Source organism: Kribbella sp. NPDC000426, assembly GCF_040300265.1.
Lineage (GTDB): Bacteria > Actinomycetota > Actinomycetes > Propionibacteriales > Kribbellaceae > Kribbella.
This window is the reverse complement of sequence record NZ_JBEPDK010000005.1, coordinates 579,186-596,284: the sequence shown is the minus strand read 5'-3', so window position 1 is coordinate 596,284 and position 17,099 is coordinate 579,186. Positions and strand designations below refer to the sequence as shown.

Genomic DNA, 17,099 nt, shown 5'->3' with positions numbered 1-17,099 from the left:
GACCGGAGCTGAGGCACACTTGAGACATGCCTCAGTACCAGCCGTACCAGCGTTTCACCGAAGCCGACCGCGAGAAGATCGCCGGACGGTTGCGGGACGCGTTCGCGGACGGCCGGCTGGATCAGCCCGAGTTCTCCTCCCGCCTCGACCAGCTCTACACCGTGCAGACCTACGGTGAGCTCGAGCCGCTGGTGCGGGACCTGCCGCCGGTGAGCACGTACAAGACGCCCGAGGTCGTGCAGGACACCAAGCCGGCGCCCGCGCCCGGCGACTTCCCGGAGCGGAAGAAGGACAACCACCCGCACAAGCGCGGTAACGCGATCGGCGGCTTCACCGGCGTGGTGATGATCAACGTCGTGATCTGGTTCGTGATCGGGCTCGGCAACGGCGGGCACTGGCCCCACTTCTGGCCGGTCTGGCTGCTGATTCCCTGGGCGATCATCGCCCTCGGCGGCCTCGGCAGGCGCCGTTGACGGCGGCCCCGGTCAGTCGCCGCATTGCTGCCCCGCGGCTGCGGCCGGACTGGGCGTGGCAGCTGCATCAGGGGGCTGCGGTCGTCTATGTGCTCTGGTTCGTGATCGCGGTACCGCTGGCGATCCTCGGGCTGCTGCTGGAGCCGCGCTGGGTGGGCTGGTTCGTGCTGGCCTGGTTCCTGGTGCTGATCGGGTTCACGGTGGCGCTACGGATCGCCGACGGCCGCCGCAGGCAGTCGTGGGCCGACGCGGCACAGCAGCTCGGCTGGCGGATCAGCGCATCGGGGGAGGGCCTGCGGGATCGTTGGCCTTTCCCACCGTTCGACGTCGATCCGGGCGCCGCGATCGTCGACGTGACCACGGGCCGGCACCGCGGCCGCGAGTTCTGGTCCGGGCGGTTCCGGCACAAGGTGCGGCGGCGCGAGCTCGGCTTCGACTTCCTCGACCTGCAGGTGGATCGACCGCTACCGCCGCTCCAGGTGCTGCCGGCGGGCCTCTCGCCCGTTGCGGCGGCGAGTCTGCTGCCGATCCCGCTCGCGATCGACGAGCTGCCGGGGCAGTACCGCCTGTACAACGGCCGCGAGGACCACGCGCTGGCGATCCTGCACCCGCGAGCGATCGAGGCGCTGGCCGCCGTACCCCCGTTCGGCTTCAGTTGCGAGGGGCGGCGGTTCGTCGCGATCCTCCCGGCATACCGCGATTCCGTCACCGCACTGGCCCAGCTCGATGCCGCATGCGACCTGCTGGACCTCATGCCCGAGCAGATCTGGCGAGCCGGCGAGCAGTGGGCCGCTAACCAGCAGCAGTCCTGAGTACGCCGACCAGCGCCGCCAGGTCCGCGTCTCCGTATCCGGCCGCCACCGCCTTCCGCAACAGCTCACCCATCGGCTCCATCAGCGAGGGGTCGATTCCCTGGGCGACCGAGGTGTCGATCAGGTTGTCGTACGCCGCCGACTGCATCGCGAGGTTCGACCCGGCCGTCTCGGACCGAGGGCCGTCCAGATCCTTGGCGATGCGGGGGAGGCTGGTGAGCATCGCGGTCAGCCAGGGGAGCAGGAAGCGCTCGGTGAACGGTCCGGCCGCGAGTTGCTCGCTCCCTGCCAGCGCCAGCGCGTGAGTGGCTCCCGCGAAGACGCCGTACATCCCCGTCAGCAGGGCGATGTCGTAGAGCGCGGCCAGGCCCGGATCGGCGCCGACGTACTCCGGTCTGGCCAGGGCCTCCAGGGCATCCCGGTGCTGTTCGAAGGCTGCTGCCGATCCGCTGTAGAAGATGAATGCCGCCGGTCCGCCGATCATGGCGGGGACAGCCATGATGCCGCCGTCCAGGTACTCCGCGGCGCCGAGCAGCGCGGCAGTCTCGCGGGCCTGTTCCGGCGTGCTGTTGGTCAGATTGACGACGGTCTTGCCACCGAGGTCGACGCCGTCGAGTGTGCTGCGGACGGTGGCGTCGACCAGCAGGCAGACGACGACGAGCGGACTCGCGGCCACTGCCGCCGCGGCGCTCGCGGCCCGGCCGGCGCCCAGTGCGTCCAGCTCGGGCGAGCGCCCGGGCGTCCGATTCCAGACGGTGACCGGATGGCCGGCGGACAGAAAGGCCCGGGCGAGAGCAGTCCCCATCGCCCCGAGCCCCAGAACCGTGACGGGTGTCTTCATGCCGACAACCCTCGCGGCGAAGCTTTAGAATGGGCAAGTACCCACTAAATAGTCAGGTACTGACGGAAAGGTAAGTATGCGCCCGTACACCTGTGGGCTGGACGCCGCGGCCGACGTGATCGGCGGGAAGTGGAAGCCGCGCATCCTCTGGGCGCTGCACCATGGGCCGATGCGGTTCGGCGAGCTGCGCCGGGAGGTGTCCGGGGTCACCGAGAAGATGCTGATCCAGCAGTTGCGTGAGCTGGAGGCGCGCGGCATCGTGCACCGCGAGGTCTTCCATCAGGTGCCGCCGAAGGTCGAGTACTCACTCACCGCACTCGGTGAGTCACTCAACGTCGCACTGATGCCACTCGACGAATGGGGTGCCGAGCACCTGAAGGAGCTGGAGAGTACCCGCTGAGGGCTCAATTGGGTTCTTCGCCGTGCGTGGCGTAGACTTTTTCCTTGGCTCTTTGGAGCCATAGCCAGTCACGTCTACAGAAGTGCGAGGACATGCCCAAAAAAGAGGGAGTAATCGAACTCGAGGGCACCATCGTCGAGGCCCTGCCGAACGCGATGTTCCGTGTTGAGCTGTCCAACGGGCACAAGGTGCTCGCGCACATCAGCGGCAAGATGAGGCAGCACTACATCCGGATCCTCCCCGAGGACCGGGTCGTCGTGGAGCTGTCGCCGTACGACCTCACCAGGGGTCGGATCGTCTATCGGTACAAGTAACACCCACCAACACCTGTCGAAGAAAGTAGCTCGATGAAGGTCAATCCGAGCGTCAAGAAGATCTGCGACAAGTGCAAGGTGATCCGCCGTCACGGCCGGGTCATGGTGATCTGCGAGAACCCGCGGCACAAGCAGCGGCAGGGCTGACAAAGCTCGACGCAGTACACAGGCACTTTCGCACCACAGCGCGCACGCTCATCCGGGAGAACGTCCCGGATGTTGCCCCCGGAACAGAGGCCGGGGCCCCGCCGGTGAACAACAACTCTCACCGAGGCGGGCGGGGACGCGGCGCGCCACCACACCTCTGCTGACGAAAGGAACACCGCCACATGGCACGCCTCGTAGGGGTCGACCTGCCGCGCGACAAGCGCATCGAGGTCGCTCTCACCTACATCTTCGGTGTAGGTCGTACTCGCGCCCTGAAGACGCTCGAAGCCACCGGGATCTCCGGTGACAAGCGCGTCCACGAACTGGGCGACGACGAGCTGGTGAAGCTCCGGGACTGGATCGAAGGCAACTACAAGATCGAAGGTGACCTCCGTCGCGAGGTGACCGCGGACATCCGCCGCAAGATCGAGATCGGGTCGTACCAGGGTCGCCGGCACCGCAGCGGCCTGCCGGTGCGCGGTCAGCGCACCCGCACCAACGCCCGCAGCCGCAAGGGTCGTCGTAAGGCGATCGCCGGCAAGAAGAAGAAGTGACCCGGATGACCGTCGACCCCAGGAGCAACTGACCTATGCCTCCCAAGAGCCGCAGCGCGGCCGGCGCGAAGAAGGTGCGCCGCAAGGAGAAGAAGAACGTGGCCGCCGGCCACGCGCACATCAAGAGCACGTTCAACAACACGATCGTGACGATCACCGACCCGACCGGCGCGGTCATCTCGTGGGCCTCCGCGGGAACCGTCGGCTTCAAGGGTTCGCGCAAGTCGACCCCGTTCGCCGCGCAGATGGCCGCCGAGGCTGCCGGACGCCGCGCGATGGAGCACGGCATGCGCAAGATCGACGTGTTCGTCAAGGGTCCCGGCTCCGGCCGTGAGACCGCGATCCGTTCGCTGGGTGCGGTCGGCCTCGAGGTCGGCACCATCCAGGACGTCACCCCCGTCGCCCACAACGGATGCCGCCCGCCGAAGCGGCGCCGGGTCTGACCCCAGAGAGAGGAAGGTAGCGAACCATGGCCCGTTACACCGGACCTATGACCAAGAAGTCGCGCCGTCTCGGGGTCGACCTCGTCGGTGGCGACAAGGCGTTCGAGCGTCGTCCGTACCCGCCGGGTATGCACGGCCGCGGCCGCCCGAAGGAGAGCGAGTACCTGCTCCAGCTGCGCGAGAAGCAGAAGGCGCGTTACTCGTACGGCGTTCTCGAGAAGCAGTTCCGCCGGTACTACGAGGAGGCCTCGCGGCGCTCCGGCAAGACCGGTGACAACCTGCTGCAGATCCTTGAGTCCCGCCTGGACAACGTGGTCTACCGCTCCGGCCTGGCCCGGACCCGTCGGCAGGCCCGTCAGCTCGTCGTCCACGGTCACTTCACCGTGAACGGCGTCAAGGTGAACATCCCGTCGTACCGGGTGGCTGCGCACGACATCATCGATGTCAAGCAGAAGTCGGCCGAGACGACGCCGTTCATCGTCGCCCGCGAGACGCACGCCGAGCGCGTCGTCCCCGCGTGGCTCGAGGTGATGCCCGAGCGGCTGCGGATCCTCGTCCACCAGCTGCCGACCCGGCAGCAGATCGACACCCAGGTCGCCGAGCACCTGATCGTCGAGCTCTACTCGAAGAACTGACCGCGTGCCGGCCGGTGGCTCCAGGGCCGCCGGCCGGTCCGGTGTCTTCTTCACCCCTCGCGACCTCAAATAGTGGTCGTCGCGACAGAGAAGGAACACGAAGTTGCTTATCGCACAACGCCCCACCCTGACCGAAGAGGTCGTCGACGAGTACCGCTCGCGGTTCGTGATCGAGCCGCTGGAGCCGGGCTTCGGTTACACCCTCGGTAACTCGATCCGCCGGACCCTGCTGTCCTCCATCCCCGGCGCCGCCGTCACCAGCATCAAGATCGACGGTGTCCTGCACGAGTTCTCGACCGTTGCCGGGGTCAAGGAAGACGCCACCCAGCTGATCCTGAACCTGAAGGACCTGGTCGTCTCGTCCGAGCACGACGAGCCGGTCACCATGTACCTGCGCAAGCAGGGCCCCGGTGACGTGACCGCCGCCGACATCGCGCCGCCGGCCGGTGTCGAGGTGCACAACCCGGACCTGAAGATCGCCACGCTGAACGAGAAGGGCCGGCTCGAGATGGAGCTGGTCGTCGAGCGCGGTCGCGGCTACGTGTCGGCCGTCCAGAACAAGTCCGCCGACGCCGAGATCGGCCGGATGCCGGTCGACTCGATCTACTCGCCGGTGCTCAAGGTCACCTACAAGGTCGAGGCGACCCGCGTCGAGCAGCGCACCGACTTCGACCGCCTCGTGGTCGACGTCGAGACCAAGCCGTCGATGCTGCCCCGCGACGCCGTCGCGTCGGCCGGTAAGACCCTGGTCGAGCTGTTCGGCCTGGCCCGCGAGCTGAACGTCGAGGCCGAGGGCATCGACATCGGCCCGTCCCCGGTGGACGAGCAGATGGCCGCCGACCTGGCCCTGCCGGTCGAGGACCTGCAGCTGACCGTCCGGTCGTACAACTGCCTCAAGCGTGAGGGCATCCACACCGTGGGTGAGCTGATCTCGCGTAGCGAGCAGGACCTGCTGGACATCCGGAACTTCGGCTCCAAGTCGATCGACGAGGTCAAGCTGAAGCTGGCCGAGATGGGCCTGTCGCTGAAGGACTCCCCGCCCGGGTTCGACCTCCGCGCCGCGTCCGGTGCCTACGGCAACGAGGCGGACGACGAGGACGAGAGCTTCGCCGAGACCGAGCAGTACTGAGCTGACCTGCGGCCCGTCGGGCCCGAAACCCAACGGCTCGACGAGCCTTAGATTCCTGGAGTTATGAGATGCCAACCCCCACCAAGGGTGCCCGGCTGGGCGGCAGCCCGGCGCACGAGAAGCTGATCCTCAGCAACCTCGCGACGTCGCTGTTCGAGCACGGCGCCATCACCACCACCGCGGCCAAGGCCAAGCGCCTGCAGCCGCTGGCGGAGCAGATGATCACCAAGGCGAAGCGTGGTGACCTCAACTCGCGCCGTCAGGTGATGAAGCGGATCAAGGACAAGAGCGTCGTGCACGTGCTCTTCACCGAGATCGGCGAGCGGTACGCCGACCGTCCGGGTGGCTACACCCGGATCACCAAGCTCGGTCCGCGTAAGGGCGACAACGCGCCGATGGTGAAGATCGAGCTGGTCGAGGCGCTGGCCGACTCGCCGAAGGCGAACAAGACCGCCAAGAAGGCTCCGGCCAAGAAGGCGGCCGCTCCGAAGGCCGAGGAGAAGGTCGAGGACACCGTCGAGGACGCTCCGGTCCAGGACGTCGTGGCCGGCAAGTTCGACAACTCCGCCGCGCCGCTCGAGGACGGCTCCGCGCCCGAGGGCTTCACCATCAAGGGCAACGAGAACTCGATGAAGTACCACACCACCGAGTCGCCGTGGTACGACCAGACGGTCGCCGAGGTCTGGTTCAAGACCGAGGCGGACGCCGAGGCCGCGGGCTTCGCCAAGGCCGGCGAGACCGAGGACGACGACAAGTAAGCATCACCTCCAGAGCCCCCTCACCGCATGGTGAGGGGGCTCTGTTGCGTTAGATTGCCGTGTGCGTTGGCGGATAGACCTCAGGTACGACGGAACCGGCTTCCACGGCTGGGCGCGTCAAGAGGGACTCCGTACGGTGCAGGGCACGCTGGAAGAAGCGCTCCGCGTCGTACTGCGGCTGCCGGAGCCGCTGACCGTGACTTGCGCCGGCCGGACCGACACGGGCGTCCACGCCCGCGGCCAGGTCACCCATGTGGACGTCGAAGGCGCTGTAGACCCGCTGAGGCTCCTGAGAGGGCTTAACGGCGTCCTGCCCGAGGATGTAGCTGTCACGGCCGTCACGGCGGCTCCAGAGGGCTTTGACGCCAGGTTCTCCGCTCTGGCCCGCCGGTACGTGTACCGCCTGTGTGACGACCCGGCCGGCTGGGACCCGCTGACCCGGGGACATGTACTCCGGGTGGGGCGACCGCTCGACGTGGATCGTATGAACGCCGCCGCGGCCGGACTCCTCGGCGAGCACGACTTTGCGGCGTACTGCAAGAAACGGGAGGGGGCCAGCACAGTGCGGGCGCTGCTGGACTTCTCGTGGCGGCGGACGGGTGTCGGTCAGTTGGAGGGCACTGTGATCGCGGATGCCTTCTGTCACTCGATGGTGCGAGCCCTGGTCGGTTCGATGATCCCGGTGGGCGACGGACGGCGCGACGTGGAGTGGCCGGGCGTCGTACTGGCTGGGAAGGTGCGGGACTCGGCTGTGTCCGTGCTGCCGGCACACGGGCTGACGCTGGAAGAAGTGCGGTACCCGGCAGACGGTGAGCTGGCTGCACGGGCACTGCAGGCCAGGCAGGTCAGGGGAGAGGTGCATCAGCGTGGGTGACCACTTCTTCTCCGCGGACCCGCAGTCGGCGGACGTACGGCGTACCGTCGAGGCGCGGATCTGGGGGAAGCCGTACGTCTTCACGACGGCGACCGGTGTGTTCTCCCGGGACCGTCTGGACATCGGTACGGCGGTGTTGCTGCGGGAGACCGAGCCGCCGAAGCAGGCCGGCACGTTCCTCGACCTGGGCTGTGGCTACGGGCCGATCGCGTGTGCGCTGGCGGTGGAGGTCCCGAAGGCGACGGTGTGGGCGGTCGACGTGAACAACCGCGCGCTTGAGCTGACCGGGGTGAACGCGGCGGCTGCGGGGGTTGGCAAGCGGGTGCATGCGGTGCTGCCGGACGACGTACCCGAGGACCTGCGGTTCGACCAGATCTGGTCGAACCCGGCGATCCACATCGGCAAGCCGGAGCTGCACAAGATGCTGCTGCGCTGGCTGGAACGGCTCGCGCCCGAGGGCGTGGCGTGGTTCGTCGTCGGCAAGAACCTGGGCGGCGATTCCTTGCAGCGCTGGATGACCGACCAGGGCTACCCCTGCGACCGGATCGGCAGCGCAAAGGGCTTCCGCGTCCTCCGCGCCACCCGCTGACCTAACGCCCGGTGGACCGCTGGGTGGATTTTCCGTTGTCGGGTTGAGGTCCGCGTCGGGTCGCGGGATCCGCGCGGCCGGCCGGATCGCCTCCCGGTCGTGGCTGGCCGCTGGTCGCCGCGGCGACGCTCTTCAGCAATGCTTGGTCAGCGGAGATGTCTGCTTGTCTGACAGGTCGGCCGGCCTTCTCGATCGCCGTGGTGAGCTGATGACTCAGCCGTTCGCCGGCCGTGGCCCGGTTCCAGGCGTGCAGCTTGGTCTGGCCGGTTCGGTCGGCCTCCGCCGCCTTCGCGAGGGTGGCGTCGATGTTCCCGGCCAGGGTCTTGGTGGCCTCGTCCCATCTGCTGCGGTCGACAGCCATGCCGGGTTCGCCGAGGGTGAGGGCGGCCGCCCGCTCGATGCGTTCGTTTGAAGGTGTTGTGAGCAACCTGGCCGTGAGCTCCTGCGGCTCCAGGCCCAGCCTTCGCGCGGCTGCCTCCGTGAGGGTCGCAACCACCTGTGCCGTCGCGGTCTGGCTGCGCGGAGCACTGTCCACCTCGGCGAATCCGAGAGTCGCGAACAGGCGGTCCTGTTCCTGGCCGACGAAGTCCCGGCACAGCTGGTCCTCGAACGCCTGTCCGCCAGGCCCGTTCTGCTGAGTTCCAGGAGCGACCGGATTGCACAGGCGCGCTGCCTGCGTCGCGACGACGCCGACCGCGTCCCGAAGCTCCGGCGACGGTCCTTTGGCTGAGCCGACGCTTGCCAGGACGTCGATCACCTTCTCCCGGTCGAAGGTCAGCGAGCGATCGGTACCGGCGTACCCCGATGCGCCGTCGGGCAGGCCTGACGTGTGCAGCTCGCCGTTCCAGTAGTCGGTGTTGAGCTTGAGCTGCAGCACCCGCGCTTCACTGTCGCGTCCTTGACTCGCTGAAGCCCGGCCGGTGGCGAGATCGTCCTGTACGACGGACATCAGGTCCGAGACCTGCTGGTAGCCGGGCTGCTCGGTGTCGATCGCGCTCCGTGCGTTCGCACACCGCCCGAGCAACTTCGTCGCCCGCTGTTCGCCGAAGCTCCTGCCGAGGCCGCGGGCGTCCTGACCGACCTGGCGGCTCGACTCCCCACCCCGCTGGAAGGCCTGGTCGAGTTGCTGTGTCAGGGCTGCCTTCAGGCGAGCCACATGATCAGCCGGGAGAGTCCGCGCAGAGCCGTCCGGTAGCCGTCGTTGCAGCGGGTCCCTCTCGACCAGGACATCAGCCAGCGCTTCGAAGCGCTGGGCGGGTGGCGTCTTCACCAGCAGGTCCGCGAGCTCGCCGGCCTGCATCCCCACATGGTTGCCGAGCCGTTCGGTGAGCCCTCGTGTCGCTGCCTGCAGGAACGGCTGCCGGCCTTCCAGCCGCGTGATATCCGGGAAGGCGCGATCGATCAGCGAGCCCTCGATGACCTTCGGGATGACGACGGTGTCGCGGAGTCCGGAGTCCAGGGCCTGCAACGCGGGTGTCGTAGCCGGGTGCGGCGGCTGCACCTTGTCGAGGTAGACCGTGATGAACTCGTCCAGCGCCTGCCGGACGTTCAGGGCTTCCTCGCGGGTCGGCTGATACTGACCCGGGTAGTGCGCGTTGTACATCCGGTTGCCGCACGTCTCGAGCCAGTGGGCGGTCCGGGCGCCGAGGAGGATCGAGCCGTCGGACCGTACCCTGCTCCGGTTGTCGTTCCAGTCGGCCCTCCGGTACAGGTCGAACCCGGCCGGCCGGCGGTTGTGGCCCAGGACGGCAGTCACGTGGTCCGCCCAGTCGAACGCCTGCAGGTCACCGCGACTGAAGCGGCCATCGATGAATTGGTATCTGCCCGGCATGCCGCAGCCCTTCGTTCTCGGGGGAAGAACCGCGCCAGACTAGCGACGGAACGGGCTATGAACAGCAGGCGTCAAGCACCGATTGGGTTACGCTGCGGACCGTCCGGCGGCAGGATCCAGGGTCCTGCTGCAACGAACGCGCCACCGGCGCCGTCCTGGAGGTATGGAGGCAGCCTTGGTGGCAGCGGAGGCACGGACAGGGCCGCTCGACTTCGAGGTGTGGGTCAGCGAGAAGGCCGACGCCCTGCTGAGGTTCGCCTATGTCCTGACCGGCGACTCCAACCTGGCCGAGGACGCCGTGCAGGACGCCCTCACGACTGCCTGTGCACGGTGGGGCCGGGTCAGCCGGGCCGACGACCCAGAGGCGTACGTGAAGCGGATGGTGGTCAATGCGCACATCTCCTGGTGGCGCAGGTTCCGTCGCCGCGAGGCGCCCGCTGCGGACCCGGTGCGGACGGCACGGGCTGTTTCGGACGGTACGGCGGCACGCGCCGAGTCGGAGGCGATCTGGGCACTGTGCGCGACGCTGCCCGACAAGCAGCGAGCTGCCGTCGTACTGCGGTTCTACGAAGAGCTCTCGTACGCCGAGATCGCGCAACTGCTGCACTGCGCCGAGGCGACCGCCCGGTCCCACGTCCATCGAGCATTGGCCGCTTTGAAGACGACGTTGAGCACCGACAACACTGAGAGCACGGAAGGAGCCGAGGATGCCTGAGCACGACCCAGAGCAGGAGCTCGGCCCCAAGTTCACAGCTGCTCTGCACAACCAGGCCGCCGGACAGACCCACTCGCAGAACAGCCGTATGGCTCACGAGGCCCGTCGACGTGTGCATCGGCGTCGTCAGACCTGGTCGGTGGCAGCAGGCGCCGTGCTGGTCGCTGCTGCTATCGGGGGCGTGTGGAGCTTCGCCGGCGGGGAGTCGCCAGTTGCCACCAGCAACAGCGACTCCAGTGGGGACAGCAAGGCTGCGGCGCCGAACACAGCACAAGGCGTGGCGCCCTCCAACGAGTCGGTGGCCGGGTGTCCGGTCGACCATCCGATCCTGACGGCTCCCGGTCCGGACGCTCTGCCGGCCGGCACCGGGCTCGACCTGAACACGATGGTGACCGGGCTGCGTGCCTGCCGCTACGGCTTCGCCGAGGGCGGGACCGGCCTGCTCGGGCAGGAGTCGTTCAACGCCGCGACCGCGCAGCAGGTGGTCAACGAGATCAAGGTGCTGCCGGAGCGGAACCCCAAGCTCCCGGTGTTCAAGTGCGCGCCGCAGGTGTCCAAGCCGTCCGAGGCGATCGTGCTCCGGTTCGAGACCGCGGCCGGTACCCGCGAGATCTGGGTCGAGTACGACGGCTGCGAGTCGGCCGGGTTCTTCACCGGCACGCACACGTACGGCCTGTTCTCGGCACCGCTCAAGCTGTTCATGACCGGGTCGGTCCGCCCGTCCGGCGGCACCTACCTGGACGCGCTCAAGGACTGGTAGCTACTCGATCCCGCGCTGTCCCTTGCGGGCCGAACCGATCTCGCGCACGTTGTTGGGTCGCTCGCCGGCACCAGTTGCTGGATCCGTGTGTTGGCTCGGCGCCGTGTGCGACCACAGGAACTGCTGCAGCCTGGCGATCTCCTGCTCGCGCTCGTTCGGGTAGACCTGCTCGTTGAGGCTCTCGTAGTACTCCTGTTCGCGGCCGGGGACGGGCTGCTGAGCGGGCCAACCCCGGTCGGCCCAGATCTGCCGCATGCCCTCTTCCCGGTCGAGGAACGTCTCCCGCAGCTCGTCGGGCAGCTCGGGCGGCTCCACGCCCGGGTGCTCCGCGCCCCACGAGTCGTAGTGGGTCTTGATGTCCTCGAGGTTCAGCTCGAACTCGAACTCGGTCAGCTCGGCGGACTCGTGGCCCCAGTTCAGCTTCGAGCCCTGGTGGGTCAGCTGGCTGTACTCGGTCATGGTCAGGCCGCTGAGCCCACGCCGCAGCGGTCCGGTGAGGTCCTGGCGCAGCTGGTTCCGGTGCGACTCCGGCACTCGGTCGCCGAGCTGGGTGTCGATCACCCGGTCGGCGATCACGTTGAACCGCTGTGAACGATCCGTGGCCTCGAGCAGGTCGCGGAGCTCGCCCGGTCCCATCCCGGTGGGTCTGCTTAGCGAGTACATCAACCGGTCCGTGGCCGTGGTGTACGCCGGGAACGCCGGGAAACTGTCCACCGGCAGGTTCTGCTCGGTCAGGCTCTCGGCAATCCGCCCGCCGTACCTCCCCGTGAAGCGGTCGGCGAGTGCGTTCTCGAGGGCGATGTCCTCGAGCGACCCGATCGGCGAGGCGCCGGGGCCGGTGTCGTCTCCCAGTCCGGACAGCGAGGCTCGCGCCTGGAACACCGCCATCCGCGTCGCAGCGCCCGCCGCGTAGCGCTCGTCGTGCGTGAGCGAACGGCCCTCGGTGTAACCGGGACGGGCCGGGTCGAGGATGTGTTCCCGGCTGATCGTCATGCTGCCGTCGGCCTCGACGACGCCGGCTACCGCGCCCGGCTGCTCGTACAGCCTCCCGTTCCAGTGGGAGGACCGTCCGGCGAACTCCTCGGTCCTGTCGACGACCGATGCGAACCACTCGTAGTCCGGTGTGCCCGGGAGGATCTCCGGACCGCGCTCGAGCTCGTTCATCGCTTCTCCCCGGCGATCAGCTGCGCGATCGAGCTGTTCATCAGCAGTACGGCGGACCGCTCGTCCGGAGCGGCCTGCGGCACCAGGTCGCCGATCCGCTGCAGCGTCTGCTCCAGCACGGCGACCCGCTCCGGCCCGGTGGCAGTCGACAACATTGCCTCGGCGTACAGCCGCTGCGCCTCACGATAAGCATCCATCGACGCCGATCATCCCGCGCCAGAGGGTCGCCTACCGGCCCGGCCCGCCGGCTGAACGAGACCTGTCCGGCCGCCACCCGTCCCAGGCCGCTGCAGCACCTGACGCGGCGCCTCCTGACGCAGCGGCCCCTGACGCCGCACCAGCCCCACCTGCCGCCGCACCGCCCAGCCGGGCAGTCGCCGAGCTGTCCACGAACCGGCGCAGGTGTGCGGTATCCAGGTCGGTCGACCGGCCGTAGTGCGCCTCGATGCGCTGCACCAACGCCGTCTGCTCGGCAGACATCGGCATCCGCGGCGGGTGCTCGCTGTACTGCCGGTAGTGCGCCTCGATCCTGCCCAGCTCCTGCTCCAGCCGCCGCACTGCTCTGGTCGCGGTCTCACGACCCCGTGCCGCCAGCTGGACCGGGAGCTCCGTCTCCGTCGTGTAGGCGGTGAGCCCGCCGAGCTCCTCCTTCAACGGCTGACTCAGCCGGAGCCTGATCTGCGACCGGTGCTCCGGCGGCATCAGACCGTTCAGCCGGGAGTCGATGACGACATCGGCCATCGCGTTGTACCGCTGTACGAACGGAGTCTGGTCGACGGCGGTCCAGACCTCATGCTGCGACCGGCCGCTGATCGTGTGCAGACCGTGTAGCGCCCCTTCGACGGCGGCCTGGTAGCCGGCGTACGGCATCACCGCCTGCACCTCGAGGATCCTCGGGACGGCCTTGTCCATCCCGATGTCCCGGATGACCGGGTCGGCGAGCCGGTCCCGGTTGCTGTCGGCGAGGCCCTCGATCACCGCCTCCGCCTCCGGGGAGTAGAAGCGGACCGCGTCGGGTGCGTGCTCGTCGCCGGCCGGGTGCTGGTGGTGGTCGGTCTCGTGGACCACGGTCATCGCGCCGATCCGGGCCCAGCCGACCGTGTCGAGGTCGAGCGGTCCGGTTGCGTCGTACGCGCGCATCACCGGCTCGAGGACGAGCTGCCGGCTGACCGTCATCGGCCCGTTGTACTCCGCTGTCGCGCCGGTGCCGCTGTGCTCGTCGTACAGCCGGCGGTTCCACGACGACGGCACGCCGGTACGGCGCTCTACCGCGGCCACGACGCTCGCGACCCACTGGTACTCCCGCGTCTCGGGGAGGATCTCGCGTCCTCTCAGGTTGCGCGGCACCGGCAAACGATAACCGGTCGCCGGGGGCGGGCCCGGCCGGTCAGACTGGGGGCATGGGTCACGTGGATGTCGGTGGAGTGGGGTTCGAGTTGCCGGACGGGCGGGTGTTGCTGGACGACATCACGTTCCGCGTCGGAGACGGTGCGAAGGTTGCGCTGGTCGGTGCGAACGGCTCCGGGAAGACCACGCTGACCAGGATCATCGCGGGCGACCTGAAGGCCCACAGCGGCAGCATCTCGCGGTCCGGCGGGCTGGGCGTGATGCGGCAGTTCGTCGGGTCGGTGCGGGACTCGTCGACCGTCCGGGACCTGCTGCTGGCCGTCGCGCCGGAGCGGATCCAGCAGGCCGCGGCCAAGCTGGACAAGGCCGAGCTGGCGATGATGGAGGACGACACCGAGAAGACCCAGCTCAAGTACGCACAGGCCGTGTCCGACTGGGGCGAGGTCGGGGGGTACGACGCCGAGGTGCTCTGGGACGTGTGTACGACGGCTGCCCTCGGTGTGCCGTTCGATCGATGCCGCTGGCGTGAGGTGAAGACGCTGTCCGGCGGCGAGCAGAAGCGCCTGGTGCTGGAGGCCTTGCTGCGCGGGCCGGACGAGGTGCTGATCCTGGACGAGCCGGACAACTACCTCGACGTACCTGGGAAGCGCTGGCTCGAGGAGCAGCTGCGCACGAGCGACAAGACCGTGCTCTACATCAGCCACGACCGGGAGCTGCTGGCCAACACCGCTACCCGGATCGTCACCGTCGAGCTGGGTGCCGCCGGCAATACGGCGTGGACGCACGGCGGCGGCTTCGCGACGTACCACGAGGCTCGGCGGCACCGGTTCGAGCGGTTCGAGGAGCTGCGCAAGCGGTGGGACGAGGAGCACGCGAAGCTCCGCGCCCAGATGCTGATGTACAAGCAGAAGGCGGCGTACAACTCCGACATGGCGTCGCGCTACCGCGCGTCCCAGACCCGGCTGCGCAAGTTCGAGGAGGCCGGGCCGCCGCAGGCGCTGCCGCGCGAGCAGAAGGTCAGCATGCGCCTCACCGGCGGTCGGACCGGCAAGCGGGCCGTCGTGTGCACCCAACTCGAGCTGACCGGTCTGATGAAGCCGTTCGACCTGGAGGTTTGGTACGGCGAACGTGTCGCCGTACTGGGATCGAACGGGTCCGGGAAGTCGCACTTCCTGCGCCTGCTCGCCAACGGCGGCTCGGACCCGGATGTCGAGCACCAGCCGGTTGGAGAGGTGAACATCGCTCCGGTCGCTCACACCGGCAACGCGAAGCTGGGGGCGCGCGTGCGGCCTGGCTGGTTCGCGCAGACGCACGAGCACCCGGAGTTGATGGGCCGGACGTTGCTGGAGATCCTGCACCGCGGTGACGACCACCGTGAGGGCATGGGTCGCGAGCTGGCGTCACGGAAGCTGGACCGGTACGAGCTGGCGCATGCGGCGGAGCAGACGTTCGACAGTCTGTCCGGTGGGCAGCAGGCCCGGTTCCAGATCCTGCTGCTCGAGCTGTCCGGCGCCACGCTGCTCCTGCTCGACGAGCCCACCGACAACCTGGACGTGGAGTCCGCGGAGGCGCTGGAGGAGGGGCTGGACGCTTTCGACGGCACAGTGCTCGCCGTGACTCACGACCGGTGGTTCGCGCGCGGCTTCGACCGGTACCTCGTCTTCGGCGCCGATGGCTCCGTCTACGAGCCCGACGAACCAGTCTGGGACGAGGGCCGCGTCGAACGGGCTCGCTAGTCCACCAGGCACCAGCCGTCGCGGTAGGCGGTCCAGTGGTCTTCGGTGGCGGCGAAGTCGACGTACAGAGCCAGTCCGAAGTTCTGGCGGGTTGAGTTGCCCAGGCCGAGGCGGGCACCGCGGACTGCCGCGGTGACCGTCTCGGCGTGGCCCCAGTGGGACGGGTTGCTCTCCCAGTACGCCGGGAGGCCCATGAGCAGGACCGTGTTCGGGGGAGTGACCTCTAGCGCCAGCTTGGTCTGCTTGGCGACGTACCCGCCGTACAGGGACTCCAGCGGCATCGCTGTGTCGTAGGACATGACGGCGATCTGGTCGACCCGGCTCGCCACCTTGGCGAAGTACTCCTGCGACCACCACTTGTCGATCGGGATCGCGTGCAGGTACCAGAGTGGGTCGATCTGCGCGGCGGCGACCGACAGCGTGGTGCCGAGCGCGCGCGTCTCGTCCAGCACGGCCAGGTAGCCCTTGGAGCCGGAGCGGACCGGCTCGAAGTCGTAGTGGATGCCCTGGAAACCCTGTGCCAGCACGGCTTTCGCCGATGCGACCACCCGCGTGCGGACGGCTGGATCGTCGAGGTTCATGCCGGGGTTCTTGCCCGGTTGTACGACGTCGCCGAGCCACGCCTGCACGCGTACGGCGGGGGCCGCCGCGTGCATCGCCTCGACGAACCAGCGTGCCTTCGGCGATACCTTTGCCAACGGCAACGAACCGTCGTGTTCGAGCGGGCCGGTGTGTACGTAGACGTCGCGGATGCCGGTGGTCTGCAGGCGCTGGGCGAGTGCGGTGACGTCGGCGTCGGTCTTCCGGCCGTCGACCCAGGCATGCCCGAGCCAGAGCGCGTCGTGGTTGCGGGTTCGCGCCTGCGCGGACGGCTCACCGGCGTACTGCACCCTCAGCGAGGCTGCATACGTGCCCAGTGGCGCGATCACCAGCACGACCACGGCGAGCGCGACCGAGACGAGGACTCGGCGGAGGCGGGACCAGGAGCGCCAGCGGCGTCTCACGAACGCGGCGCCAGGCCGTCGTAGATCAGCGCGAGCATCCGGTCGCGGACCGGCGGCTCGAGCCTGGCGGCGGTCGCGCCGCGGGACGCGCCGATCATCAGCGCGTACACCTCGGCCATCTCCGCGTCCGGCCGCACCGCGCCGGACCGCTGCGCCGCGGTGAGCAGGCCGTTGAACGCCTCCCGCATGCCGCGCCCGGCCGCCCGTGCCTCCTCGCCGGCGGCCGCGCCGGCCCCGGTCAGCGCCTCGGCGATCGCCAGCTTCGACGCCGACTCGGACACGACCTGGGTGAAGAACTCGAAGAATGCCTTGCCCGGGTCGTCGCTGCCGGCCAGCTCGAGCGCGCGGTCCCGCAAGCGCTCGAGCCGCAACGTGAGCACGGCCTCGAGCAGCTCGGTCTTGGTCGGGAAGTGCCGGAACACGGTCGCGATCCCGACCCCCGCCAGCCGCGCGACATCGTCGGTGGACGCGCTCGGCGATCGCCCGAAGACATCGTCGGCCGCGGTCATGATCCTGGCCCGGTTGTCGCGCGCGTCTGCTCGCACCCCAGCTCCCCTTCGTCGCTCTCAGCCT

At 68.7% G+C, this 17,099-nt stretch carries 22 protein-coding genes; 15 read left to right on the top strand and 7 right to left on the bottom strand.

The features are described 5' to 3' along the window. Positions 1-26 precede the first annotated feature (26 nt). Positions 27-473: a DUF1707 SHOCT-like domain-containing protein gene (locus ABT313_RS27005; RefSeq protein WP_350859522.1), complete on the top strand. Its 447-nt coding sequence runs from the start codon at positions 27-29 to the stop codon at positions 471-473. After that, on the top strand, positions 470-1,285 hold the full coding sequence (locus tag ABT313_RS27000; RefSeq protein WP_350859519.1) for a hypothetical protein: 816 nt from the start codon (positions 470-472) through the stop codon (positions 1,283-1,285). Before ABT313_RS27005 ends, ABT313_RS27000 begins: the two co-directional genes overlap by 4 nt. On the opposite strand, the gene ABT313_RS26995 is transcribed toward ABT313_RS27000, so the two are convergent. After that, entirely contained in the window at positions 1,266-2,126 is an 861-nt protein-coding gene (locus ABT313_RS26995) for an NAD(P)-dependent oxidoreductase (protein WP_350859517.1), read from the bottom strand. The genes ABT313_RS27000 and ABT313_RS26995 overlap by 20 nt on opposite strands. Positions 2,127-2,202: 76 nt before the next feature. Here ABT313_RS26995 and ABT313_RS26990 point away from each other — a divergent pair, with 76 nt between their 5' ends. The 10 genes from ABT313_RS26990 (at position 2,203) to ABT313_RS26940 (ending at position 7,969) form a co-directional block, all read left to right on the top strand. Then, positions 2,203-2,526 (top strand): winged helix-turn-helix transcriptional regulator, encoded by a 324-nt coding sequence (locus ABT313_RS26990; RefSeq protein ID WP_350859514.1) that lies wholly within the window; start codon positions 2,203-2,205, stop codon positions 2,524-2,526. A 92-nt stretch (positions 2,527-2,618) separates the two neighbouring features. Beyond that, positions 2,619-2,840 carry a translation initiation factor IF-1 gene (gene infA, locus ABT313_RS26985; RefSeq protein ID WP_012923661.1) on the top strand — a complete coding sequence of 74 codons (222 nt, stop codon included), beginning with the start codon at positions 2,619-2,621 and terminating at the stop codon, positions 2,838-2,840. 33 nt (positions 2,841-2,873) lie between these two features. Further along, the gene (gene rpmJ, locus ABT313_RS26980) at positions 2,874-2,987 is read left to right on the top strand and encodes a 50S ribosomal protein L36 (protein WP_008361054.1); all 114 of its coding nucleotides are present in this window, start codon (positions 2,874-2,876) and stop codon (positions 2,985-2,987) included. A gap of 182 nt (positions 2,988-3,169) precedes the next feature. Then, positions 3,170-3,541, top strand: coding sequence for a 30S ribosomal protein S13 (gene rpsM, locus ABT313_RS26975; RefSeq protein WP_130441462.1), 372 nt, complete (start codon positions 3,170-3,172; stop codon positions 3,539-3,541). A gap of 35 nt (positions 3,542-3,576) precedes the next feature. Further along, positions 3,577-3,984 (top strand): 30S ribosomal protein S11, encoded by a 408-nt coding sequence (rpsK, locus tag ABT313_RS26970; protein ID WP_130384622.1) that lies wholly within the window; start codon positions 3,577-3,579, stop codon positions 3,982-3,984. Between the two features lie 26 nt (positions 3,985-4,010). Further along, positions 4,011-4,619, top strand: a complete 609-nt coding sequence (rpsD, locus tag ABT313_RS26965; protein ID WP_134107206.1) for a 30S ribosomal protein S4 — start codon at positions 4,011-4,013, stop codon at positions 4,617-4,619. A gap of 103 nt (positions 4,620-4,722) precedes the next feature. Further along, the gene (locus tag ABT313_RS26960; protein ID WP_130384620.1) at positions 4,723-5,748 is read left to right on the top strand and encodes a DNA-directed RNA polymerase subunit alpha; all 1,026 of its coding nucleotides are present in this window, start codon (positions 4,723-4,725) and stop codon (positions 5,746-5,748) included. Positions 5,749-5,816: 68 nt separating this feature from the next. Further along, complete coding sequence (rplQ, locus tag ABT313_RS44760) at positions 5,817-6,506, top strand: 50S ribosomal protein L17, sunset domain variant (RefSeq protein WP_502884022.1); 690 nt, start codon at positions 5,817-5,819, stop codon at positions 6,504-6,506. Between the two features lie 61 nt (positions 6,507-6,567). Continuing rightward, on the top strand, positions 6,568-7,380 hold the full coding sequence (gene truA, locus ABT313_RS26945) for a tRNA pseudouridine(38-40) synthase TruA (RefSeq protein WP_350859506.1): 813 nt from the start codon (positions 6,568-6,570) through the stop codon (positions 7,378-7,380). After that, complete coding sequence (locus ABT313_RS26940; RefSeq protein ID WP_350859504.1) at positions 7,373-7,969, top strand: class I SAM-dependent methyltransferase; 597 nt, start codon at positions 7,373-7,375, stop codon at positions 7,967-7,969. Before truA ends, ABT313_RS26940 begins: the two co-directional genes overlap by 8 nt. A gap of 1 nt (position 7,970) precedes the next feature. Here ABT313_RS26940 and ABT313_RS26935 read toward each other — a convergent pair whose 3' ends face one another. Beyond that, positions 7,971-9,800, bottom strand: coding sequence for a hypothetical protein (locus ABT313_RS26935; RefSeq protein WP_350859502.1), 1,830 nt, complete (start codon positions 9,798-9,800; stop codon positions 7,971-7,973). A gap of 163 nt (positions 9,801-9,963) precedes the next feature. On the opposite strand from ABT313_RS26935, the gene ABT313_RS26930 reads away from it, so the two are divergent. Both ABT313_RS26930 and ABT313_RS26925 read left to right on the top strand, forming a co-directional pair. Further along, positions 9,964-10,515: an RNA polymerase sigma factor gene (locus ABT313_RS26930; protein WP_350859500.1), complete on the top strand. Its 552-nt coding sequence runs from the start codon at positions 9,964-9,966 to the stop codon at positions 10,513-10,515. Further along, a complete protein-coding gene (locus ABT313_RS26925; RefSeq protein WP_350859497.1) occupies positions 10,508-11,275 on the top strand; it encodes a hypothetical protein in 768 nt (255 codons plus the stop codon). The genes ABT313_RS26930 and ABT313_RS26925 overlap by 8 nt, the downstream gene beginning before the upstream one ends. Here ABT313_RS26925 and ABT313_RS26920 read toward each other — a convergent pair whose 3' ends face one another. From ABT313_RS26920 to ABT313_RS26910, 3 genes are read right to left on the bottom strand one after another with little or no spacing between them, the layout of a single operon-like run. Continuing rightward, positions 11,276-12,439, bottom strand: a complete 1,164-nt coding sequence (locus ABT313_RS26920) for a hypothetical protein (protein ID WP_350859494.1) — start codon at positions 12,437-12,439, stop codon at positions 11,276-11,278. Further along, positions 12,436-12,636: a hypothetical protein gene (locus tag ABT313_RS26915; protein WP_350859492.1), complete on the bottom strand. Its 201-nt coding sequence runs from the start codon at positions 12,634-12,636 to the stop codon at positions 12,436-12,438. The genes ABT313_RS26920 and ABT313_RS26915 overlap by 4 nt, the downstream gene beginning before the upstream one ends. Before the next feature lie 31 nt (positions 12,637-12,667). After that, positions 12,668-13,786, bottom strand: a complete 1,119-nt coding sequence (locus tag ABT313_RS26910; protein ID WP_350859490.1) for a hypothetical protein — start codon at positions 13,784-13,786, stop codon at positions 12,668-12,670. A 53-nt stretch (positions 13,787-13,839) separates the two neighbouring features. Here ABT313_RS26910 and ABT313_RS26905 point away from each other — a divergent pair, with 53 nt between their 5' ends. Next, entirely contained in the window at positions 13,840-15,522 is a 1,683-nt protein-coding gene (locus ABT313_RS26905) for an ABC-F family ATP-binding cassette domain-containing protein (protein WP_350859487.1), read from the top strand. Here ABT313_RS26905 and ABT313_RS26900 read toward each other — a convergent pair. Next, a complete protein-coding gene (locus tag ABT313_RS26900) occupies positions 15,519-16,526 on the bottom strand; it encodes a glycoside hydrolase family 18 protein (RefSeq protein ID WP_350859484.1) in 1,008 nt (335 codons plus the stop codon). The genes ABT313_RS26905 and ABT313_RS26900 overlap by 4 nt on opposite strands. Next, positions 16,523-17,071 carry a TetR/AcrR family transcriptional regulator gene (locus tag ABT313_RS26895; protein WP_350859482.1) on the bottom strand — a complete coding sequence of 183 codons (549 nt, stop codon included), beginning with the start codon at positions 17,069-17,071 and terminating at the stop codon, positions 16,523-16,525. Before ABT313_RS26895 ends, ABT313_RS26900 begins: the two co-directional genes overlap by 4 nt. Positions 17,072-17,099 lie beyond the last annotated feature (28 nt).

Coding starts and splice junctions, on each gene's coding strand:
- ABT313_RS27005 (WP_350859522.1), top strand. CDS start 27: ATGCCTCAGTACCAGCCGTACCAGCGTTTCACCGAAGCCGACCGCGAG.
- ABT313_RS26995 (WP_350859517.1), bottom strand. CDS start 2,126: ATGAAGACACCCGTCACGGTTCTGGGGCTCGGGGCGATGGGGACTGCT.
- ABT313_RS26990 (WP_350859514.1), top strand. CDS start 2,203: ATGCGCCCGTACACCTGTGGGCTGGACGCCGCGGCCGACGTGATCGGC.
- infA (WP_012923661.1), top strand. CDS start 2,619: ATGCCCAAAAAAGAGGGAGTAATCGAACTCGAGGGCACCATCGTCGAG.
- rpmJ (WP_008361054.1), top strand. CDS start 2,874: ATGAAGGTCAATCCGAGCGTCAAGAAGATCTGCGACAAGTGCAAGGTG.
- rpsM (WP_130441462.1), top strand. CDS start 3,170: ATGGCACGCCTCGTAGGGGTCGACCTGCCGCGCGACAAGCGCATCGAG.
- rpsK (WP_130384622.1), top strand. CDS start 3,577: ATGCCTCCCAAGAGCCGCAGCGCGGCCGGCGCGAAGAAGGTGCGCCGC.
- rpsD (WP_134107206.1), top strand. CDS start 4,011: ATGGCCCGTTACACCGGACCTATGACCAAGAAGTCGCGCCGTCTCGGG.
- rplQ (WP_502884022.1), top strand. CDS start 5,817: ATGCCAACCCCCACCAAGGGTGCCCGGCTGGGCGGCAGCCCGGCGCAC.
- ABT313_RS26935 (WP_350859502.1), bottom strand. CDS start 9,800: ATGCCGGGCAGATACCAATTCATCGATGGCCGCTTCAGTCGCGGTGAC.
- ABT313_RS26930 (WP_350859500.1), top strand. CDS start 9,964: ATGGAGGCAGCCTTGGTGGCAGCGGAGGCACGGACAGGGCCGCTCGAC.
- ABT313_RS26925 (WP_350859497.1), top strand. CDS start 10,508: ATGCCTGAGCACGACCCAGAGCAGGAGCTCGGCCCCAAGTTCACAGCT.
- ABT313_RS26920 (WP_350859494.1), bottom strand. CDS start 12,439: ATGAACGAGCTCGAGCGCGGTCCGGAGATCCTCCCGGGCACACCGGAC.
- ABT313_RS26915 (WP_350859492.1), bottom strand. CDS start 12,636: ATGGATGCTTATCGTGAGGCGCAGCGGCTGTACGCCGAGGCAATGTTG.
- ABT313_RS26905 (WP_350859487.1), top strand. CDS start 13,840: ATGGGTCACGTGGATGTCGGTGGAGTGGGGTTCGAGTTGCCGGACGGG.